16 protein-coding genes, 2 pseudogenes and 1 riboswitch are annotated in these 22,104 nt (G+C 59.8%); of the genes and pseudogenes, 12 read left to right on the forward strand and 6 right to left on the reverse strand.

Going from position 1 to position 22,104, the window contains the following annotated elements; genetic code table 11:
• Positions 1-2: 2 nt before the first annotated feature.
• Positions 3-1,289 (reverse strand): annotated as a pseudogene (locus F7R06_RS31585) (methyl-accepting chemotaxis protein); the annotation flags it as partial.
• A 271-nt stretch (positions 1,290-1,560) separates the two neighbouring features.
• Here F7R06_RS31585 and F7R06_RS23645 point away from each other — a divergent pair.
• Positions 1,561-2,379 carry a M48 family metallopeptidase gene (locus F7R06_RS23645; protein ID WP_090325079.1) on the forward strand — a complete coding sequence of 273 codons (819 nt, stop codon included), beginning with the start codon at positions 1,561-1,563 and terminating at the stop codon, positions 2,377-2,379.
• Between the two features lie 79 nt (positions 2,380-2,458).
• Here the strand turns inward: F7R06_RS23645 and F7R06_RS23650 are convergent, their stop codons facing one another.
• The 3 genes from F7R06_RS23650 to F7R06_RS23660 form a co-directional block, all read right to left on the reverse strand.
• On the reverse strand, positions 2,459-3,043 hold the full coding sequence (locus F7R06_RS23650) for a TMEM165/GDT1 family protein (protein WP_090325078.1): 585 nt from the start codon (positions 3,041-3,043) through the stop codon (positions 2,459-2,461).
• An 89-nt stretch (positions 3,044-3,132) separates the two neighbouring features.
• A riboswitch (yybP-ykoY riboswitch) is annotated at positions 3,133-3,258 on the reverse strand.
• A 40-nt stretch (positions 3,259-3,298) separates the two neighbouring features.
• On the reverse strand, positions 3,299-4,297 hold the full coding sequence (locus F7R06_RS23655; RefSeq protein ID WP_090325076.1) for a methyltransferase: 999 nt from the start codon (positions 4,295-4,297) through the stop codon (positions 3,299-3,301).
• A 33-nt stretch (positions 4,298-4,330) separates the two neighbouring features.
• Positions 4,331-5,296, reverse strand: coding sequence for a 2-hydroxyacid dehydrogenase (locus F7R06_RS23660; RefSeq protein ID WP_090325075.1), 966 nt, complete (start codon positions 5,294-5,296; stop codon positions 4,331-4,333).
• A gap of 91 nt (positions 5,297-5,387) precedes the next feature.
• On the opposite strand from F7R06_RS23660, the gene F7R06_RS23665 reads away from it, so the two are divergent.
• On the forward strand, positions 5,388-6,017 hold the full coding sequence (locus F7R06_RS23665) for a LysE family translocator (protein ID WP_090325073.1): 630 nt from the start codon (positions 5,388-5,390) through the stop codon (positions 6,015-6,017).
• A gap of 11 nt (positions 6,018-6,028) precedes the next feature.
• On the opposite strand, the pseudogene F7R06_RS23670 reads toward F7R06_RS23665, so the two are convergent.
• Positions 6,029-6,790, reverse strand: a pseudogene (locus F7R06_RS23670) (AraC family transcriptional regulator); the annotation flags it as partial.
• 85 nt (positions 6,791-6,875) lie between these two features.
• On the opposite strand from F7R06_RS23670, the gene F7R06_RS23675 reads away from it, so the two are divergent.
• The 7 genes from F7R06_RS23675 (at position 6,876) to F7R06_RS23705 (ending at position 18,035) form a co-directional block, all read left to right on the forward strand.
• Entirely contained in the window at positions 6,876-8,060 is a 1,185-nt protein-coding gene (locus F7R06_RS23675) for an MFS transporter (protein WP_090325072.1), read from the forward strand.
• 144 nt (positions 8,061-8,204) lie between these two features.
• Positions 8,205-9,887, forward strand: a complete 1,683-nt coding sequence (locus tag F7R06_RS23680; protein ID WP_090325071.1) for a fatty acid--CoA ligase — start codon at positions 8,205-8,207, stop codon at positions 9,885-9,887.
• A 339-nt stretch (positions 9,888-10,226) separates the two neighbouring features.
• Positions 10,227-12,164, forward strand: coding sequence for a DUF1302 domain-containing protein (locus F7R06_RS23685; protein ID WP_090325069.1), 1,938 nt, complete (start codon positions 10,227-10,229; stop codon positions 12,162-12,164).
• A 28-nt stretch (positions 12,165-12,192) separates the two neighbouring features.
• The gene (locus F7R06_RS23690) at positions 12,193-13,557 is read left to right on the forward strand and encodes a DUF1329 domain-containing protein (protein WP_090325068.1); all 1,365 of its coding nucleotides are present in this window, start codon (positions 12,193-12,195) and stop codon (positions 13,555-13,557) included.
• Positions 13,558-13,731: 174 nt separating this feature from the next.
• The gene (locus tag F7R06_RS23695; RefSeq protein WP_090325066.1) at positions 13,732-16,470 is read left to right on the forward strand and encodes a winged helix-turn-helix domain-containing protein; all 2,739 of its coding nucleotides are present in this window, start codon (positions 13,732-13,734) and stop codon (positions 16,468-16,470) included.
• Positions 16,471-16,557: 87 nt separating this feature from the next.
• A complete protein-coding gene (locus F7R06_RS23700) occupies positions 16,558-17,199 on the forward strand; it encodes an MBL fold metallo-hydrolase (RefSeq protein ID WP_090325064.1) in 642 nt (213 codons plus the stop codon).
• Between the two features lie 104 nt (positions 17,200-17,303).
• The gene (locus tag F7R06_RS23705; protein WP_090325063.1) at positions 17,304-18,035 is read left to right on the forward strand and encodes a YiaD family glycine zipper/OmpA-like lipoprotein; all 732 of its coding nucleotides are present in this window, start codon (positions 17,304-17,306) and stop codon (positions 18,033-18,035) included.
• A 234-nt stretch (positions 18,036-18,269) separates the two neighbouring features.
• Here F7R06_RS23705 and F7R06_RS23710 read toward each other — a convergent pair whose 3' ends face one another.
• Entirely contained in the window at positions 18,270-18,704 is a 435-nt protein-coding gene (locus tag F7R06_RS23710) for a Z-ring associated ZapG family protein (protein WP_090325061.1), read from the reverse strand.
• 144 nt (positions 18,705-18,848) lie between these two features.
• Between F7R06_RS23710 and F7R06_RS23715 the strand changes: the two genes are divergently transcribed.
• From F7R06_RS23715 to zapE, 3 genes are all read left to right on the forward strand, one after another.
• Positions 18,849-19,478, forward strand: coding sequence for an alpha/beta hydrolase (locus F7R06_RS23715; RefSeq protein WP_090327537.1), 630 nt, complete (start codon positions 18,849-18,851; stop codon positions 19,476-19,478).
• 24 nt (positions 19,479-19,502) lie between these two features.
• Positions 19,503-20,858, forward strand: coding sequence for a tryptophan--tRNA ligase (locus F7R06_RS23720; RefSeq protein WP_090325059.1), 1,356 nt, complete (start codon positions 19,503-19,505; stop codon positions 20,856-20,858).
• A 90-nt stretch (positions 20,859-20,948) separates the two neighbouring features.
• Positions 20,949-22,043, forward strand: coding sequence for a cell division protein ZapE (gene zapE, locus F7R06_RS23725; protein ID WP_090325058.1), 1,095 nt, complete (start codon positions 20,949-20,951; stop codon positions 22,041-22,043).
• The last annotated feature ends 61 nt before the right edge of the window (positions 22,044-22,104 follow it).

Below are 22,104 nucleotides of genomic sequence, written 5' to 3' on the forward strand. Positions count from 1 at the left end.
TTGGCCAGGAAGGTGTTGAAGCCTTTGGCGATCGAGCCCAGTTCGTCAGCGCGGTCGCTGGTCAAGCGGCGGGTTAGGTCGCCTTCGCCCTGGGCAATATCGTCGAGCATGGCGACCATTTGCTTCAGTGGGCGGGCAATGCCGTGGCCCACCAGCCAGATCACCAGCAAGCCGATACCGGCAATCAGCAGGCCGACCATGGCCATGCCGAAGGTGTCGGATTTGCGTTGGGTGTTGAGGTCAGCCTGCAGTTTTTGCAGGTCGGCCATCACCGCGTCCAACGGCAATTGCAGCATCAGGGTCCAGCGGGCATCGGTCTGGCCAATGCCGAAGGGCAGGTACAACTCGATCCGGCCCTGGGCCTTGTCGACGGTATAGGTCACTTCGCCGCGCTTGAGATTGGCCATGTTGGCAATCTGCTTGCTGTCGAGGATGTCGCTGACCTTTTCGCCGAACTTGCTCGGGTCCTTGGTGTAGGCAACGATTCGGCCGTTGCCGCCAATCAGGGTCATTTCACCGGCACCGCTGTAGAGCTTCTGGTTGGCGCCCAGGAGCATTTCCTGGATGAAGTTCACCGAGAGGTCAGCGCCGACGATGCCCTGGAAGGCGCCGTTGAGCATGATCGGTTCGATAAAGGAAGCGAGCATGACGATTTTGTCGCCGACCTTGTAGGGCGCCGGATCGATCACACAGGATTTTTTGGTTTCTTTCGAGCACAGGTAGTACTCGCTGGCGCGCACACCGGTGGACAGGGTTTTCTGATCGTCGACGTCCACCAGTTTGTCCAGGCCGAGGCTACCGTCCTCATTGCGGAACCACCAGGGCAGGAAGCGCCCGTTGGCAGCGTCGATGCCGACCACTTTGGTGCCGACGTAGGCCGCATCATTATGGTCTAGGGCGTTGGGTTCCCAGCCAATGTAGGTGCCGAGAATCTTCGGGTTTTTGCTGACGTTTTCCTTGATCAGGCTGATCAACTGCTCGCGGCTGAGGCTCAGTGCCGGCTGTCCATCGGCTCCGGGCGTGCCGATCAAGGCGTTGACTCGCACCAGTCCGCCGGCAATCAGCAGCGGCGCTTCGAGTTCGCGTTGAATCTGGCTGACCTGGGTCTGCGCCAGGGACGTCAGGCGTTGTTCGATCACTTGCTCGAATTGCGCCTGAGTCCGCTGCTGGACCATGTCTTGCGTCCGTGCCCCGGAGAACAGTGCGTAAACGACCAGCGCTGCCACGACACTTAGAACAATGGCACCGGCAAGGGCTGCCACGGAAAACTGGATTGACTTGAATTTCATGGGGGCTCCGCACGCGAGAAGACGACTGCGGTGGTGTATCGGCAGGAGGTCGAGCGGGCATTAGAAGCCGTTGCTGAAATGACTGTTTTGGCGTGGTCGAGGTCGTAAATGAATCAGGGCGAACCCTGAAAGGCCGTGGCATGTGTCGGTTTGTGAATTTTTTCCTGCAAGGGGGAGCGCTTTGCACGAAATCGGCGTCTTACATCTGTTGTATCTGGCGTCGATACATTTGCGCGCATAGGATACGGGCATGTTTTCACGGAGTTTTTTGATGAACAAGACATTGGTGTTGTGTGGGCTGAGCGCGAGTCTGCTGCTTGCCGGGTGTCAGTCGGTCAACACGACCAACGGCGGTGCTGTAGGCGTTGAGCGCAAGCAATACATGTTCAGCATGTTGTCCACCGATGAGGTCAATCAGATGTACGCCCAGTCTTATCAAAAGACGGTAGGCGAGGCGAGCAGCAAGGGCGTGCTGGACAAGAGCAGTAACGATGCCAAGCGCATTCAAACGATCTCTGATCGGCTGATTGCCCAGGCTCCGGTGTTTCGTCCGGATTCGGCCCAGTGGAAGTGGGAAGTCAATCTGATCAAAAGCGATGAGCTCAACGCCAACTGCGGGCCAGGTGGCAAGATCATTTTCTACACGGGTCTGATGGACAGCCTGAAGCTGACCGACGACGAAATCGCCGCCATCCTCGGCCATGAAATCGCCCATGCCCTGCGCGAGCACGGTCGCGAAGCGATGTCCAAGGCCTATGGCATCGAAATGGCCAAGCAGGGCGCCGGTGCCTTGCTCGGATTGAGTCAGGACAGCCTGGCGCTGGCCGATACTGTGGCCAACTACGGCATGACCTTGCCCAACAGCCGCGCCAATGAAAACGAGGCGGACTTGATTGGCCTCGAACTGGCCGCGCGGGCCGGTTACAACCCGAATGCCGCGATCACCCTGTGGAACAAGATGAGCAAGGCTTCGGAAGGTGCTCCACCGGAGTTCATGAGCACCCACCCGGCGTCGTCGAGTCGTATTGCGTCCTTGCAGGCGGCCATCCCGAAGGTCATGCCGCTTTACGAGCAGGCCAAGAAGCCCTGATTGGATTCAGCAAAAGCTGCACGTTTTCAGCTTTTGTGGCGAGGGAGCAAGCTCCCTCGCCACAGTCCCTTCTAACGCGTCAAACCCAGCCGCTGCTCTGCATCGCCTTGTACACCGCCACGATGGCGAGGATGAAAAAGGCCGAGGCGGCGAGTCGACGGATCAGCGTCAGCGGCAATTTGTCCGCGGCAAAGTTACCCGCCAGCACCACCGGCACGTTGGCAATCAACATGCCCAGCGTGGTGCCGATGATCACCAGCCACAGCTCCGGATATTGCGCGGCGAGCATCACCGTTGCGATCTGAGTCTTGTCGCCGATTTCCGCCAGGAAGAAAGCAATCAGTGTGGTCAGGAACGGCCCGAACTTGCGGGCGGTGCTGGCTTCGTCGTCATCCATCTTGTCCGGCACCAGGGTCCACAGTGCGGTGGCGGTGAAGCTCGCCGCGAGGATCCAGTGCAGCAGCGTATCCGAGAAGAAACTCCCCACCCAGGCGCCAACCGCGCCGGCTGCTGCGTGGTTGGCCAGGGTCGCGGCGATGATCCCGGCGATGATTGGCCAGGGTTTGCGGAAGCGAGCGGCGAGAATGAGCGCGAGCAGTTGCGTCTTGTCGCCGATTTCGGCCAAGGCAACGATTGCGGTAGGTACGAGTAGTGAATCCAGCATCAGGGGTTTTCCTAAGGGGCGGGTCGACACGGCTATGACACGTACAGCCTTCCCGCCCCGGGTAAGGTGTTCGTGTCATAGGTCTTGTCAAACCCCGGCGATCCATCTGATGTGGACGCTTGGGTCGCATACGCCATGGTCTGAGGACCAAGTATGTTGACGCATGCCGGACGAGCGTGGCGCTCGTGGGAGACTACTCCCCTAGGACGGAGCGGATTCTGCCTAGGCAAAATCCATTCGGCAAGCAGAAATTTCTTATCCGCGTTTGGCCCGGTAGATTCGGAAACCCTGTCCTTCGGCCTTGATCGCACATACGCCCAGATGCTCTTCGATCAGTGGTTGATATTTCAGGAAGCTGTTCGCCACCAGGCGCAGTTCGCCACCGTTTTTCAGATGTTTGGCTGCTTTTCGCAGCAGGTTTTCGGTGGCGAAGTAATCGGTATGAACGCCGACATGGAACGGTGGATTGCTCAGAATCGCACTCAGACCCATGGGGGCGGCGTCGATGCCGTCACCGGTAATGACGTCTGCTTCCAGACCATTGGCAGCCAGGGTCAAGCGACTGCTGGCGGCGGCGAACGCGTCCACGTCCAGCAAAGTGACCTGGTTGTGCGGATAACGACGCTTTACCGCAGCCCCCAGCACGCCCGCGCCGCAACCGAAATCCAGCAAATGGCCGCTTGGCAGTTTATCCAGGTGCTCGAGCAACAGCGCGCTGCCGCGATCCAGGCGACCATGGCTGAACACGCCCGGCAGACTGATGACCTTGAGCGGGCCTTCCGCCAGCGGCAATTCGTATGCCTGGGCCAGGCTTTCCAGCGGCTTGGCCGCCGGTGCATTGGCCACGGTGACTTGCCAGAGCTGACAATGCCGCGCGCTGTCGAGTTTGCGCGGCTTGCCGAACGGATTCAGTTGCTTGGCCGCCCCCTCGATACCGCTTTTTTTCTCGCCGACCAGAAACACCTCACGACCTTCCAGGCGCGAAGCCACGGCGTTGAGGATGTAATCGGTCAGGTCCTTGGACTTGGGCAGAAAAACCACCGCGCTGTGAAACTCGCGCTGCGGGACATTCACGCCAAAATGGCTGCGCTCGGCGAAACGCGCATCCAGGGCCGCCTGGTCGCCGGCGTGCCAGCACCAGCCGTGGGCGGCCGGCAGGCGACCGAGCAAGTCGTCGGCGGGCAAACCGGCCAGCAACACCGAACCCTGGAATAACTCAGCCTGACGAAGCAGTACTTCACTGCGCGGATCCATAACTGCTCCTGTGAAAAAAAGTGCCGCAGTTTATCAACTGACGACCCGCAGCGCCTTACCGCTGAAGTACGCCAGAGCGTTTTCCGTGACTTGACCCACGATTCGCTGCCGCGCTTCGCGACTGCCCCAGGCGTTGTGCGGGGTAACGATCAGCCGCGGGATGTCGTGGGCCAGCAGTGGATTGCCATGGGTTGGCGGCTCGACGCTCAGTACGTCGGTGGCTGCGCCACCCAGGTGGCCGTTACGCAGCGCATCGGCCAGCGCTTGCTCGTCGATCAGACCGCCACGGGCGGTGTTGACCACGAATGCGCCGGGTTTCATCGAGGCCAGTTCGCGGGCGCCGATGAAATGGCGGGTGTGTTCGTTGAGCGGACAGTGCAAGGTCAGGGCGTCGATCTGCGGCAGCAGTTCTTCCAGCGGCAAGCGATCCGGACGGGCAGGGCGCCCAGGAATCTGCCCCAACAGCACGCGCATGCCAAAGGCCTCGGCCAGTCGCGCTACCGCGCCGCCGAGTTCGCCGTGACCGAGCAAACCGAGGGTTTTGCCCTCCAGTTCGACGATCGGGTAGTCCAGCAGGCAGAACTGTTTGGCCTGTTGCCAGCGACCTTCGCCGACAGCTTTCTGATAGTCCGCCAGGCGCGTGGCCAGGTTGAGCAGCAACATGAGGGTGTGTTGGGCGACCGAGGGCGTGCCGTAGCCCTGGCAATTGCACACGGTAATCCCGCGGGCGCGGGCCGCAGCGAGGTCGACATTGTTGGTGCCGGTGGCGGTGATGAGGATCAGCTTCAGCTCGGGGCTGGCGGCCATGGCGGCGGCGTCGATCATGATTTTGTTGGTGATGGCCACTGTGGCGCCCTTTAGGTGGTCGATTACCTGATCAGGGAGGGTCTGGGCGTACAGTTGCAAGTCACTGAAACAATCGCGTAACGGATTGAGATCGAGATCGCCCAGATCCAGGGACGGGTGATCGAGGAAAACGGCGCGGCGAATGTTCGTCATCAACTGTACCTTTTGTGCATTGAACTGAAGGCGTAATCTGCCGAGCCTACCAGATGAAACAATCAGTTACGCTTGTCCAAAAGGAGCCCCCATGTACTGGACAGAGTTCTTGACCGTCGCCCTTATTCACCTGCTGGCCGTGGCCAGTCCCGGCCCGGACTTTGCCGTGGTGGTGCGTGAGAGTGTGACCCACGGTCGTCGCGCAGGCACCTGGACGGCGCTTGGCGTCGGCACCGCGATTTTCCTTCACGTCGGCTATTCGCTGCTGGGCATCGGTCTGATCGTGTCCCAGTCGATCATGCTGTTCAATGCCCTGAAATGGGCCGCCGCCGCTTATCTGCTGTACATCGGCTTCAAGGCTTTGCGGGCGCAGCCAGCCAAACCGGTGGCGGATGATCTGCACAAGGAAGCCGGCGAGCGCACGGCCCGTGGCGCCTTTACTTCAGGTTTCGTGACCAATGGTCTCAACCCGAAAGCCACGCTGTTTTTCCTGTCGCTGTTCACCGTGGTAATCAATCCTCACACGCCGCTGATGGTGCAAGCCGGCTACGGGATTTACCTGGCCGCCGCGACGGCGACCTGGTTCTGCCTGGTGGCGATGCTGTTCAGCCAGCAGCGTGTGCGCGCCGGTTTCGCCCGCATGGGTCACTGGTTCGACCGCACCATGGGCGCGGTACTGATCGCAATCGGCGTGAAGCTCGCATTTACCGAGATGCACTGATCCTGCGTGGCGCCGAGTTCGCTCAGCTTGTTCAGGGTGTTCAGGTATTGCCGGGGATTTTCTCCCAGCAAACGACGGAACATCGCGCTGAACGCGCGGGCGCTGCCGTAACCCAGGTCCTGCGCCACGCTCTGCACGCTTTCCCCGGCGAGCAGGCGGGGCAGGGCTTCCATCAAGCGCAGTTGCTGGCGCCAGTCATTGAAAGTCATCTTGAGCTGTTGCTGAAACAGTCGTGCCAGAGTGCGTGAACTGGCGCCGACCTGCTGCGCCCAGTCCTCCAGCGTGTTGAGGTGATCAGGTTTTTGCAGCAGTGCCAGACAAATGCTCTGCAAGCGCCGATCCTCGGGCATGGGTATGTGCAGCGCAAGGTTTTCCAGGCTGGCCAGCTCTTGCAGCATCAGTTGCTGAATCAGAGGATTTTCAGCGTGCTGCGGGCCTTGCACTGCCCGCACGATCAGCTCGCGCAGCAGCGGCGTGACCGCCAGGACACAGCACTGCTGCAGGTTCGCCGGCGACAGTTCGGCGTCGATGAAGAGCGAGCGCATGCGCACCTCCCCGGACATGAAAATCTCATGTTCCACCCTTGGCGGAATCCACACGGCGCGGGTCGGTGGAATGATCCACGCACCCTGCGCCGTCACCACTCGCATCATCCCGCACACGGCATACAGTAACTGCGCTTCGCGATGTTGATGAAGTTCCTGGTGTGCGCCATCCACGTAATCTCGCGGATAGGCACTGACTGGCCCGTGCTGGAAATGGCTGATTAACATGTCAGATCCGATGACTTTGTTGTCAGGAATGCGCTTTTTCGCCAACTTAGCATAGGTCGCTCACTCCAACGTAAAGCGTGCCGCGATGAACCAGTCCAGAAACGTAATCCGCTACATCAATGCCGCCCATGTGATCGACCACATGTTCATGCTCATATTTCCCGCCGCGGTGCTCGGCATGACGCAGGCGTTTGCCCTCGATTTCGCGGCGCTGATCGGCTTGTCCCTGGGCGGATTCATCGCCTTTGGCGCTTGTTCCTTGCCGGCCGGCTGGCTGGGGGATCACTGGAGCCGACGGCGAATGATGCTGGTTTTTTTCTTCGGCATTGGCGCTTCAGCGATTTTTACCGGCTTGAGTCACAGCGCGCCGATGTTGGTGCTGGGTCTGACGCTGATCGGTATTTTTGCAGCGATCTACCATCCGGTGGGCACCGCGATGCTGGTGGCCTACGCACAAAACCGTGGCCGGGAGATCGGCATGAATGGCATGTGGGGCAACCTGGGCGTGGCGTTTTCAGCGCTGATCACCGGGCTGCTGGTGGCGCATTTCGGCTGGCGTGCGGCGTTCATTCTGCCGGGTGTGGTGGCGATGGTACTGGGTGTCGGGTTCGCCTTGCAGGTGCGTGAGGAGCCCGTCCCCAAGCGTCCCCACACGCCGCTCAAAGGTGCGGGCGGCCAGCGAATCTCCATGGCGTTGGTGTTCGGCGTGCTGGCATTGGCCACGGCGACCGGCGGCGTGGTGTTCAACGCGACGACGATGACTTATCCGAAACTGTTCCAGGAGCGGTTGCACGAGTTGTTCGCTTCGCCGCAAACCTTGGGTGTCGTGGTCAGCCTGGCTTACGCCTTTGGCGCCGTGGCTCAGTTGAGCATTGGCCGGGTATTGCATCGCGTCAGTCTCAAGTGGCCGTTCGTGGTGCTGACGATGTGCCAGGCGCCGCTGCTCTTCGCACTCGCCTATGGCGAAGGCTGGGGCGTGATTGCGTTGGGGGCAGCGTTCATGTTCGTGGTGTTCGGCCAAGTCACGGTCAACGATGCGATGGTTGCCAATTTCGTTGCGCCTCAATGGCAATCACGGGTCTTTGCGTTGCGTTACTGCCTGTCTTTCGGTGCCAGCGCCACCGCCATCCCTCTGATCTCTTACGTCGAACCGCTCCAGGGATTGGTCGGGCTCTATTTGATTTTGGCGGCGATTGCGGCATTGACCTTCGTCGCGGCCCTGGTCTTCCCGCGCACGCCCTCGGAGGCTTTGGCAGGACAAACGGCCTGAGCGCTGTGCATACCGACAAATGCTGGCGCAACGCTAGCATTTGTGCGGCTCTGCAAATCATTCCTTTGGCTGATTTGACTGGCGATCAAGGGCACTAAAGTGCTTACTTTCAGCCACGACCGTGCAGTCAGAAAAGGGATTCTTATGTTGCAGACTCGCGTTATCCCCCCAGCCGAAGGCGCTTACCAGTATCCGCTGCTGATCAAACGGTTGCTGATGTCCGGTGCGCGTTATGAGAAAACCCGCGAGATCGTTTACCGCGACCAGTTGCGCTACAGCTATCCGACCCTGATCGAGCGGGTCGCGCGGTTGGCCAATGTGCTGACAGAGGCCGGGGTCAAGCCCGGGGACACCGTGGCGGTGATGGATTGGGACAGCCATCGTTATCTGGAATGCATGTTTGCCATTCCAATGATCGGCGCGGTGATCCACACCATTAACGTGCGCCTGTCGCCGGAACAGATCCTCTACACCATGAACCACGCCGTGGACCGCTTCGTGCTGGTCAACAGCGAGTTCGTGGGGCTGTACAACGCGATTGCCGGGCACCTGACCACGGTCGAGAAAACCCTGTTGCTGACCGACTTGCCGGAAAAGACCGCTGACCTGCCGAACCTGGTCGGCGAGTACGAGCAGCTCCTGGCGGCCGCGAGCCCGCGGTACGACTTCCAGGATTTCGACGAAAACTCGGTCGCCACCACCTTCTACACCACCGGCACCACCGGCAATCCCAAAGGCGTGTATTTCACCCATCGACAACTGGTGCTGCACACCATGGGCGTGTCGACCATCATGGGCGCGATCGACAGCGTACGCCTGTTGGGCACCAATGACGTGTACATGCCGATCACGCCGATGTTCCATGTGCACGCCTGGGGTCTGCCCTATGTGGCGACGATGCTGGGGCTCAAACAGGTTTATCCCGGTCGCTATGACCCGGAGTACCTGGTGGAGCTGTGGCGCAAGGAAAAGGTCTCGTTCTCGCACTGCGTGCCGACCATTCTGCAGATGGTCCTCAATGCCAAGGGGGCGCAAAACACCGATTTCGGTGGCTGGAAAATCGTCATCGGCGGCAGTGCACTCAATCGTTCCCTGTACGAAGCGGCGAAGGCCAAAGGCATTCAGTTGACCGCCGCCTACGGCATGTCGGAAACCGGGCCGCTGGTCTCGTGCGCACACCTCAACGACGAATTGATGGCCGGCACCGAAGACGAGCGCACGACTTATCGGATCAAGGCTGGCGTGCCTGGGCCGCTGGTGGAGGCGGCGATCGTCGACGCTGAGGGCAATTTCTTGCCCGCCGATGGCGAGACCCAGGGCGAATTGGTGTTGCGTGCGCCCTGGCTGACCGAGGGCTATTTCAACGAGCCGCAGAAGGGCGCCGAGCTCTGGGCCGGCGGCTGGTTGCACACCGGTGACGTGGCGACCCTGGACAGCATGGGTGTGATCGACATTCGTGACCGGATCAAGGACGTGATCAAGACCGGCGGCGAGTGGGTGTCCTCCCTCGACCTCGAAGACCTGATCAGTCGCCATGCGGCGGTACGCGAAGTAGCAGTGGTCGGCATCGCCGATCCACAGTGGGGCGAGCGCCCGTTTGCCTTGCTGGTGGTCCGCGAAGGCCATGTGATCGATGCCCGGGAACTCAAGGAGCACCTCAAGCCGTTCGTGGAATTGGGGCACCTGAGCAAGTGGGCGATCCCGAGTCAGATCGCCCTTGTTACTGAAATTCCCAAGACCAGCGTCGGCAAGCTCGACAAGAAGCGAATTCGCGTCGATATCACCGAATGGCAAGCTAACAACAGTACCTTCCTTTCCACGCTTTAAGCGTCTTCTGGCGTGCCCAAAAGGGCACGCCAGCCCCACCAAGCAAGCGCTTGGCTTGTCAAATCAGATATTTCAGCCATCCTTGCCGTGCCGACGGGCGTCGGCCTGGCAAAAGGACTGTTCCAGAGTGGCTGGCAGCTGCAAATCACACTTTAGAGGGATCAAGCTGTACTACCTGCTGGCTATAGTCCGCTCAAGGATTTTTAAGAACGGAGCAAACGCACAAACCGGGGCGATGCAATTTTGGAATGACTTTGGGATGCCTTGGCTCCCCGTCATCCTCAACGTTTTTAGAAGTGCTCACTGCCATAACAATAAAATGCACATGGAGTAGCGTCGATGACATCAGTAAACCAGTTCTGGCGCCGGGCGAAACTGCCTCTGGCCGTCAGTCTTGCCTCTATGCTCGCCGGGCCAGCATTCGGCGTCAGTTTCAACGTTGGTGAAATCGAAGGTCAGTTCGACTCGTCCCTGTCCATTGGTGCCAGTTGGTCTACCGAGCAGCCGAACAAGAATCTCATCGGCGTCAACAACGGTGGCCGTGGCCTGTCCCAGACTTCCGATGACGGTCACCTGAACTTCAAGAGCGGGGAAACCTTCTCGAAGATCTTCAAAGGCATCCATGACCTGGAACTGAAATACGGCGATACCGGTGTCTTCGTCCGTGGCAAATACTGGTACGACTTTGAATTGAAGGACGAGAGTCGTCCATTCAAGGACATCAGCGACGATGGCCGCAAGGAAGGCGCCAAATCCGCTGGCGGAGAGATCCTCGACGCCTTCGTTTATCACAACTATTCCATTGCCGATGAGCCAGGTTCCGTGCGCTTGGGCAAGCAGGTGGTGAGCTGGGGTGAAAGTACTTTCATCGGCGGCGGCATCAACTCCATCAACCCGATCGACGTGTCCGCATTCCGTCGTCCGGGTGCCGAGATCAAGGAAGGCCTGATCCCGGTCAACATGTTCTACGTGTCCCAGAGCATCACCGAGAATCTGTCGACCGAAGCGTTCTATCAGCTGGAGTGGGATCAGACCGTTGTCGACAACTGCGGGACCTTCTTCTCGCAACCGGACGTGATCGCCAATGGCTGCGACAACAACCTGGCGGTTCTGCGTACTCAACAAGGCCTGAACGGAGCACTGGCGGCGGCGGGCCTTCCGGCTTCGTTGCGTAATGCCAGTATCAACACCCTGGCGGCAAACGGCGTGACCTGGGGCAACCCGGATGAAGGCGTGATCGTTCGTCGTGGTGCGGATCGTGATGCTCGTGACAGCGGTCAGTTCGGTGTGTCTTTCAAGTACATGTTCGACCCGCTGGACACCGAATTCGGCGCCTATTTCATGAACTACCACAGCCGTAACCCGATTTTCAGCGGGCAGGGTGCACCGGCCAGCGCCTACAGTGCGGCAGGCCTGGTGGGCAAGTTGGTGGGATCGGGCGTTCCACTCTCCGTGGCGCGTAACCTGGCTCCGACCTTGCTGCCGCTGCAGGTTGCGGGTAACTCCAGCTACTACGTCGAATATCCTGAAGACATTCGCCTGTATGGCTTGAGCTTTTCCACCACGTTACCTACAGGCACTGCCTGGAGTGGCGAATTCAGCTACCGGCCGAATGCTCCGGTTCAGCTCAACACCACCGACATCCTCTATTCCGGCCTGACACCGCTCAACCCTAGCGTGTCCTTACTCCAAGGGACACCTGGGCAGGATCAACAAGGCTATCGCCGCAAAGAAGTTAGCCAGATTCAGACGACGTTCACTCACTTCTTCGACCAAGTGATGGGCGCTGAGCGACTGACCCTGGTTGGCGAAATCGGTCTCACCCACGTTGGTGGTCTGGAGAGCACTTCCAAAGCACGTTACGGCCGTGATCCGAGCTATGGCCCTGGCCCGCTGCCGAATGGCCAATGCGTGGCGTTGAACACGTCTACCCTGGCAGGCGGCCCACAAAACAACGTCAGCCGTTACTGCGAAAACGATGGCTTCACCACCGCGAACTCGTGGGGCTACCGCGGCCGTGCCATCTGGGAATACAACGACGTATTCGCCGGGGTGAACCTCAAGCCGAACATCGCCTGGTCCCATGACGTGAGCGGTTACTCCCCGGGCCCTGGCGGCAACTTCGAGGAAGGCCGCAAGGCGGTCAGCCTGGGTGTCGATGCCGAGTACCAGAACACCTACACCGCGAGCCTGGCCTACACCAACTTCTTCGACGGCAAGTACACCACCGTGGATGACCGCGACTTCGTTGCGCTCAGCCTCGGCGTGAACTTCTAAGCACTGTATTTTCAGGACGAACGCACATATGAAAATAACAAAGAGTCTGTTCCGCGCCGGTGTTTTGGGGCTTTCGCTGCTGGCGACCAGTGTCATGGCAGCCGTCCCGGCAGCCGAGGCGGACAAGCTGGGCAAGAGCCTGACCCCGATGGGTGCTGAAATGGCGGGTAACGCCGACGGCTCGATCCCGGCCTGGAAACCCCTGCCGAAGAACGCCGGTACCGTCGACAGCAAAGGCTTCCTGTCCAATCCGTACGCCAGCGAAAAACCGCTGTTCACCATCACGGCGCAGAACGTCGAGCAGTACAAGGACAAGCTCTCCCCGGGCCAGTACGCAATGTTCAAGCGCTACCCGGAAACCTTCAAGATGCCGGTTTACCCGTCCCATCGTGGTGCTACCGTGCCGGATGACGTGTTCGCCGCCATCAAGCGCAACGCCACCAACACCAACCTGGTGTCCGGAGGCAACGGCCTGGAAAACTTCGAAACCGCAGTGCCTTTCCCGATTCCGAAAAGCGGCGTTGAAGTCATCTGGAACCACATCACTCGCTATCGCGGTGGCAGCGTAACCCGTCTGGTCACCCAGGCTACGCCACAGCCGAACGGCTCGTTCAGCCTGGTGTACTTTGAAGACCAGTTCGTGTTCCGCGACAAGATGAAGGACTACGATCCGAAAAACCCGGGCAACATCCTGTTCTACTTCAAGCAAAAAGTGACCGCTCCGGCACGTCTGGCCGGTGGTGTGCTGCTGGTGCACGAAACCCTCGACCAGGTTAAGGAGCCACGTTCGGCGTGGGTCTACAACGCCGGTCAGCGCCGTGTGCGTCGTGCACCGCAAGTGTCCTATGACGGGCCGGGTACTGCAGCCGACGGCCTGCGTACTTCCGACAACCTGGACATGTACAACGGTGCGCCGGATCGTTACGACTGGAAGCTCGAAGGCAAGAAAGAGATGTACATCGCCTCCGACGCCTACAAACTCGACGATCCGAACCTGAAGTACGCCGACATCATCAAGGCCGGTCACATCAATCAGGACCTGGCGCGTTACGAGCTGCGTCGCGTCTGGCATGTGGTTGCCACCTTGAAGGAAGGTCAGCGCCATATTTACGCCAAGCGTGACTTCTACATCGACGAAGACACCTGGCAAGCAGCGGTCATCGACCACTACGACGGTCGTAACCAACTGTGGCGCGTTGCCGAAGCCCATGCCGAGAACTACTACGACAAGCAAGTGCCGTGGTATGCGCTGGAAGCCTTGTACGACCTGCAATCGGGCCGTTACCTGGCGCTGGGCATGAAGAACGAAGAGAAGTCGGCCTATAACTTCGGCTTCCAGGCCACCACCAGCGACTTCACCCCGGCGGCATTGCGTCAGGATGGTGTTCGCTAACGCACAAAAAACAGAGGCCGCATCCTTTGGAAACGCCCCGACTGGTTCGGGGCGTTTTTTTGTTCGTAGACTTTTTGTAGCCATTTGTAGCAATTACCTTCATTACCTCATCGTTTACCGCTAGTCTGCGGACATCTGCAACGCCGCCATCCGTAATTCAAACAAGAGCCGGCCATGACTGATCTGTCCCCACCACCAGGTCCTGCAAGCGTTGCCGTCGCCACGCTGGCCGGGCGTTTTTTCCGTCCGCCATTGCCCGACGGCCATGTGCTGCGGCCTCGTCTTTGCGAGCGTCTGAGTGCAGGGCTAAATGGCAGGCTGTTACTGGTCAGTGCACCGGCGGGGTTCGGTAAAAGTTCGTTGGCGGTGGAGTTCTGTCAGTCGCTGCCGGCCCATTGGCAAAACCTTTGGCTCGGATTGAGTCCGCGCGACAGTGACCCGGGTCGATTCCTCGAGCGCTTGCTCGAAGGCCTTCAAGACTATTTTCCGCAGCTGGGCAGGCAGTCCCTCGGGCTGCTGAAGATGCGTCAGCGACATCAGCCGTTTGCATTCGAAGAATGGCTGGATGGCTTGCTCGATGAGCTGGCCGTACACCTTTCGACAGCGACGCCGCTGTTACTCGTGCTCGATGACTATCATCTGGCCCAGGGGCCGGTGCTTGATCGCTGCTTGCAGTTTTTCCTCAACCATTTGCCCGATGGCTTGCTGGTGATGGTCACCAGTCGCCAGCGCCCTGACTGGCATCTGGCGCGGCTGCGCTTGTCGCGGCAACTGCTCGAATTGCATGAACAAGACTTGCGCCTGACCCACGATGAAGCCTTGACCCTGCTTGACCGTCACAGCAGTACTTTGCGCGGTGAGGCGCTGGAAAGCCTGATCCAGCGCAGCGAAGGTTGGGTTGCCGGCTTGCGCTTCTGGTTGCTGGCGGCCTCGGAGGCAGGCAGTCATGGCGCATTGCCCCAGGCGTTGCATGGCGGGGAGGGGCTGATTCGCGATTACCTATTGGAAGAAGTCATCGATTGCCTGCCCGCCGAGGTTCAGTCATTCCTGTACGACACGGCGCCTCAGGAACGTTTTTGCAGTGAGCTGTGCGACGCCATTCGCGACGCTCATGACAGCGCCGAGATCCTGCGTTTTCTGGCTGCACACCAGGTTTTCCTGGTGCCGCTGGACGAACACGGCCATTGGTATCGTTATCACCATTTGTTTTCCGATCTGCTGCGCACGCGGCCTACCGCACAGGCAGTGGTGCCGGCCGCGAGCCTGCACCTGCGTGCCTGTCGCTGGTTCAATGCCCAGGGCTTGCTCGACGAAGCGGTGGAGCAGGCCTTGCGCGCCGGACATCTGGACGTGGCGGCGAACCTGGTACAAAACCTTTCCGAAGAGCAATTGCTGGCCGAGCAGAACGTCGGCATGTTGCTGCGCTGGAAAATGGACTTGCCCGACAGCCTGCTGATCAGCACGCCGCGCCTGATCGTGCTCTACAGCTGGGCGTTGGGGCTGGCCTGTCAACTGGACGCGGCCGAGGAACTGTCGAGCCATTTGAGCCGCTTCCTGCCAGCCCCGTCGGCCACTGCACAGAAATCCATGCTGGCGCAGTGGTTGGCGTTGAGCGGGATCATCGCGCGCGGGCGCGGCAACCGCGAGCTCACGCTGCTCTATTGCAGCGAGGCGCTGGAAAGCCTTCCGTGCAAACGCTACGGACAGCGTTTGATGTGCCTCTCGACCCTGTCCAACCTGGCCATCGCCGATGGCGACTTGTGGCGCGCGCGCGAGCTGAATCGGGATTCCCTTGAATTGGCGCAGCGGGTTGGCAACCCGTTGTTCGAAGCGCTGGCTCACTACGACCGCGCCCGAGTGCTGCAGGCGCGCGGAGAAATCCTTCGTTCGCTGGAGGAAGTCCGGCAAGGCCTGCAGCGTCTGCAAGGGCTATCCGTGCAACGCCTTTATGCGGTTCGCGCCCGACTGACCTTGTACGAAGGGTTTCTGCTGGCGCTGCGCCTGCAACCACAGGCGGCGAGAGGGCGATTGCAGGTCGGTTTGAACGAGGCGCGTGCCTGCCGCGACATCAGCGTGTTGATCGGCCACTGCGTGATCGCGCGGCTGGAAGGCAGCAGTGGCGAATTCGCCAAAGCCTTTGCCGAGCTCGCCGAGGCCGAACGTCTGATGCACATCTGGGACGTGCCGCCCATTTACTATCTGGCGATGATCACGCTGGTCAAATGTGAACTCTGGCTGGCCCAGGGCCGCACAGATCTGGCCGAAGCCTGGCTGGCGCGATTGAGTCAGACCTATAACGGCGAACACCCTGCCGCGCCCCCGGAGTTCCATCCGCAACTGCCGCTGCATATCGAGCTGCAACAAGCGTTGCTGGACGTCATCCAGGCCCAGCCGATGCTGGCTGAGGGGCGTTTGAATGTGCTGCTCGAACAGGGGCAGCAAAGCGGTCGGCAAATGCTCAGTGCAATGGCGCTGGCGCAAAAAACCTCGCTGCTGCTGAGCACCGGGCGCGAGCCCGAGGCACGCAAGGCCTTGGGTCAGGCGCTGGAGGCCGCCGCCGGTGGCGTACTGCAACCGTTCGACAGGTTGTTGGCCGAGCATCCGGACTGGCTGCGCGGGCAGCTTCAACTCAGCGCACCTACCACTGTTTCCCAAGACCTGGCCGAGAAACTTCCGACGCCGGTGATCCGCCCGGCGCTGGAATCCACTGCTGCGGCAGAGCAACTCAGTACGCGGGAACTGGCAGTCCTGCGGCTGATCGCCCAAGGCTGTTCGAATCAGGAAATCAGCGATCAGCTGTTTATTTCCCTGCACACGGTCAAAACCCACGCCAGCCACATCAACAGCAAGCTCGGGGTGGAACGGCGTACGCAGGCAGTGGCGAGGGCGAAGGAGTTGGGGGTGTTGGGCTAAGGGTGAAACTAAAGTTACGCAGGGCGGTAAATTGCCGGGCGCCGATTTGTGCGACCATTACCCATCCCTGTTGATTGAGCCTCCCCGATGTCCCAGCCAACCACCCTCATCCGCGAAACCTTCCCCGTCGGCCCTTTGCAGTGCAACTGCACGATCATCGGCGATCCGGTAACGAAAAAGGCCATTGTCGTCGATCCGGGTGGCAACCATGAGCTGATCCTGGCTCGGCTCGATGCACTGGGCCTGAAAGTGGTCAGCATCATCCACACCCACGCTCATCTCGATCACTTCCTGGCTTCCGGCCAGTTGAAGGAGAAAACGGGCGCCATCTTGCACCTGCACAAAGAGGATCAGTTCCTCTGGGACAACCTGGAGATGCAGTGCCAGATGTTCGGTGTGCCCTACACGCCGGTGCCGTCGCCGGACCGCTGGCTGGCCGACGATGAAGAGTTGGCCTGCGGTTGCGGCGTGGCGTTGCACACGCCCGGTCATACGCCGGGTTCCATGAGCTTCTGGTTTTCCGAGGCGAAGCTGCTGATCGCCGGCGACACCCTGTTTCGTCGCGGAGTAGGGCGCACGGATTTGTGGGGCGGCGATCAGGCAACCATCGTGCGCTCGATCAAGCAGCGTCTGTACACCCTCGACGAGGAAGCCACCGTAGTCGCCGGCCACGGTCCCGACACCCGACTCGGCGATGAAATGCGCGAGAATCCTTTTGTTCGGGCTTGAATTGTAACGGGCGGAATTTTTGTCCGGCGAGACGATCCAACGCCCGCAATGGTTCGATGCTTAAGTTCGTTGCACCACAGAATGTAAAAAAGTAGGAGCTCTACATGTTCACCACGCGTCCTTTGATTATTGTTGCTACTGCCGTGGCGCTGTTGTCTGGTTGTGCATCGCCCAACCCGTACAACGACCAGGGCCAGGCGGATAGCGGCTCCACGGGCATGAGCAAAACCGCTAAATACGGTGGTCTCGGCGCTCTGGCCGGTGCTGTGGCGGGTGCTGCCATCAACCACGATAACCGTGGCAAAGGGGCATTGATTGGCGCAGCTCTGGGCGGTGCTTCCGCTGCGGGTTATGGCTATTACGCGGACCAGCAGGAGAAAAAACTGCGGGCCAGCATGGCCAACACAGGTGTTGAAGTGCAGCGTCAAGGCGATCAGATCAAGCTGATCATGCCGGGCAACATCACGTTCGCCACTGATTCGGCGAACATCGCTCCGAGCTTCTACCAGCCGCTGAACAACCTGGCCGGCTCGCTGAAAGAGTTCAACCAGAACCAGATCGAAATTGTCGGCTACACCGACAGCACCGGCAGCCGCCAGCACAATATGGACCTGTCCCAGCGTCGCGCGCAGAGTGTGGCGACCTACCTGACTTCGCAAGGCGTCAGCGGTGCCAACCTGAGCGCCCGTGGCGCTGGTCCGGATAACCCGATCGCCAACAACGGTGACGTCAACGGCCGTGCACAGAACCGTCGTGTAGAGGTCAACCTCAAGGCGATTCCGGGTCAGCAGTATGGAAGCCAGCAGCAACCGGGCACGGTTCAGCAATACCCTTGATCGTCTGATTGAACCCCAGGCGTGAAAGAGCCGCCCGATCCTAAACAGATCGGGCGGTTTTTTTTGTCATTGATTCCGGCCCCATCGCGAGCAGGCTCGCAGACACAAATACGGCCCTTTTGTGAGAGCGAGCCTGCTCGCGATGGGGGCAGACCGGGCAAAGACGAGTTCAAAAACAAAAAAAAGCCCCCGGACAATCGCTCGTCCGAGGGTTTTGTCACGTCTGAGACCTGATTACTTCTTCAGGCCGTAATGCTCGTCGAGCATGCCCGGTGCGTTCGGGGCTTTAGGCGCGTAGTCGCGTGGAGGTTCCTGATTGCGCGGCGGCGTCAGGCGTTCCCGTGGAGCCTGCACCGCGTCGGCGTGCAGGGAGGCCAGCAAGCGTTGGCGGGTTTGCTCGTCCAGGGCCAGGCGATTGGCACCCTCGGCGAGATGATCCTGCACTTCCTGATAGCTCTGAGTCAGTTTCTTGACCAGTGTTGCAGTGCTGTTGAAGTGGGTCACCACCTCATTCTGATAATTGTCGAAACGTTCCTGAATATCGTCCAGCTGACGTTGCGTGCTGCTGGGCGCGGCATTCGGCGCCAGGCGAGCGATCAGGAATCCAATGGCGACACCCACAACCAGGGCAAGAGTCGGCAACAACCAAACTAAGAGCGAGTGTTCCACGAGTCCTTCCTCTATAAACGGCTTTGCTTTACGTTAACGGCTCGAACCTGCGCTGTATACCGCGATTCGCTCGCAATAGACAGTTGCAGACAATTTGCTAGACGAGTCGACCCGATTCGAGGTCACGGAGTTCCTTCCTTGCTGATGCGTGAAACCCCTGTAGTGATTGATGGCCCGGTCGGTCAACTGGAAGCACTTTACCTGGACAACGAGCAGCCGCGCGGCCTGGCGCTGATCTGCCATCCGAACCCGGTGCAGGGCGGCACCATGCTCAACAAAGTGGTCTCGACCCTGCAGCGCACCGCGCGCGATGCCGGTTTGATTACCCTGCGTTTCAACTACCGTGGCGTCGGTGCCAGCGAAGGCTCGCACGACATGGGCACCGGTGAGGTCGATGATGCACAGGCCGTGGCCAAGTGGTTTCGGGCCAAACACCCGGATTTGCCGCTGAACCTGTTCGGATTCTCCTTCGGCGGTTTTGTTGCGGCAAGTCTGGGCGGACGCCTGGAAGCGCAGGGTGAGCGACTCAAACACGTGTTCATGGTTGCGCCGGCGGTCATGCGCCTGGGCGATCAGCACTCGTTGCCGCAACAGGGCGAACTGACCCTTATTCAGCCGGAAACCGACGAAGTCATCGATCCGCAGCTCGTTTACCAATGGTCCGACAAGCTCGAACGTCCCCATGAGCTGCTGAAAGTGGCAGAATGCGGACACTTTTTTCATGGCAAGCTGACCGATCTCAAGGATCTGATCCTGCCGCGTCTTTCGAATTGATTGCAGTCTGACAAGCGATTACCCATGACGACTCGTACCCGTATCCTCACCGGCATCACCACCACCGGCACGCCGCACCTGGGCAACTACGCCGGCGCCATTCGCCCGGCGATCCTTGCCAGCCGTGACAGCAATGCCGATTCGTTCTACTTCCTGGCGGACTATCACGCCCTGATCAAATGCGATGACCCGCTGCGCATCCAGCGCTCGCGTCTGGAAATCGCCGCGACCTGGCTGGCCGGTGGCCTGGATGTGGACCGCGTGACCTTCTATCGCCAGTCCGACATCCCGGAAATCCCTGAGCTGACCTGGCTGCTGACCTGCGTCGCCGCCAAGGGCCTGCTCAACCGTGCCCACGCCTACAAGGCCTCGGTGGACAAGAACATCGAGACCGGCGAAGACCCGGACGCCGGTATCACCATGGGCCTGTACAGCTACCCGGTGCTGATGGCGGCGGACATCCTGATGTTCAACGCGCATAAGGTGCCGGTCGGTCGCGACCAGATCCAACACGTGGAAATGGCCCGGGATATTGGTCAGCGCTTCAACCACCTGTTCGGCCAGGGCAAAGAGTTCTTCACCATGCCCGAGGCATTGATCGAGGAAAGCGTTGCCACGCTGCCAGGCCTCGACGGTCGCAAGATGTCGAAAAGCTACGACAACACCATTCCGTTGTTCAGCAGCGCCAAAGAGATGAAGGACGCGATTTCGCGGATCGTCACCGACTCCCGCGCGCCGGGCGAAGCGAAAGATCCGGACAATTCGCACTTGTTCACCCTGTTCCAGGCGTTTGCCACGCCGGCGCAATCCGACGAGTTCCGCAGCGAACTGCTGCAGGGCCTGGGTTGGGGCGAGGCGAAGAATCGCCTGTTCCAGTTGCTGGACAATGAGTTGGGCGAGTCACGCGAGCGCTATCACCAGTTGATCGAGCGCCCGGCAGACCTGGAAGACATCCTGCAACACGGCGCGAAAAAGGCCCGTACGGTGGCGACACCTTTCCTCAATGAGCTGCGTGAAGCGGTTGGCCTGCGCTCTTTCGTTGCCCAGACCCAGGTTGCAGCGAGCACCAAGAAAAAAGCGGCGAAAGCCGCGCGCTTTGTCAGCTTTCGCGAAGACGACGGCAGTTTCCGCTTCCGTTTGCTGGCGGCCGATGGCGAGCAGTTGCTGCTCTCGCGCAACTTCGCTGACGGTAAAACCGCTGGCCACGTGACCAAGCAGCTGCAATCGGGCCAGCCACTGGATGTGCGCAATGAAGACCTGAGCTTCGGCGTCTGGCTGGAAGGCGAGTGTGTCGCCCAGAGCCCAGCCTTCGCTGACAGCGCTGCGCGCGATGCTGCAATCGAAGCATTTCGGATCGCTCTGACGCCTGTTCAGGAATAATCAGCGGCACGGCCCGACCAAGGGCTGATTGCCATTCCCACGGGCCATCGCTACAGTGACGGCCCGTTTTTGTTGCCTTGCTAACGAATTATGACGCCCCTAGAACGATATCAAGCTGATCTGAAACGCCCGGAATTCTTCCATGACGCTGCGCAGGAAACGGCTGTGCGTCATTTGCAGCGCCTGTACGACGATCTGGTCGCGGCCGAGCAGAACAAACCGGGCCTGCTGGGCAAACTGTTTGGCAAGAAGGATCAGTCCCCGGTCAAGGGCCTGTACTTCTGGGGCGGCGTGGGTCGCGGCAAGACTTACCTGGTCGACACCTTTTTCGAGGCGCTGCCGTTCAAGGAAAAGTCCCGCACTCACTTCCACCGCTTCATGAAGCGCGTGCACGAAGAGATGAAAACCCTGGGCGGCGAGAAAAACCCGCTGACCATCATCGCCAAGCGTTTTTCCAACGAAGCCCGAGTGATCTGCTTCGATGAGTTCTTCGTTTCCGACATCACCGACGCCATGATCCTTGGCACCTTGATGGAAGAGCTGTTCAAGAACGGCGTGACCCTGGTCGCGACCTCGAACATCGTGCCGGACGGTCTGTACAAGGACGGCCTGCAGCGCGCGCGTTTCCTGCCGGCCATTGCGCTGATCAAGCAGAACACCGAGATCGTCAACGTCGACAGCGGTGTCGATTACCGTCTGCGTCACCTCGAACAAGCGGAGCTGTTCCACTTTCCGCTCGACGAAGCGTCCCACGAAAGCCTGCGCAAAAGCTTCCGTGCGCTGACGCCAGAGTGCACGGCAGCGATCGAGAACGACGTGCTGATGATCGAAAACCGCGAGATCCGTGCCCTGCGCACCTGCGATGACGTGGCCTGGTTCGACTTCCGCGAACTGTGCGATGGCCCGCGTAGCCAGAACGACTACATCGAACTGGGCAAGATCTTCCACGCCGTGTTGCTTAGCGGTGTCGAACAGATGAGCGTCACCACCGACGACATCGCTCGACGGTTCATCAATATGGTCGACGAGTTCTACGACCGTAACGTGAAACTGATCATTTCTGCCGAAGTCGAGCTCAAGGATCTCTACACTGGCGGTCGCCTGAACTTTGAGTTTCAGCGTACTCTCAGTCGTCTGCTGGAAATGCAATCCCACGAATTCCTGGCCCGCGCGCACAAGCCGTAGGACGGTTCGGAAAATGAAAGAGGCCTGCAAATGCAGGCCTTTTTTTATGCCTTCTGACTCG

Source organism: Pseudomonas moorei, assembly GCF_008801475.1.
Lineage (GTDB): Bacteria > Pseudomonadota > Gammaproteobacteria > Pseudomonadales > Pseudomonadaceae > Aquipseudomonas > Aquipseudomonas moorei.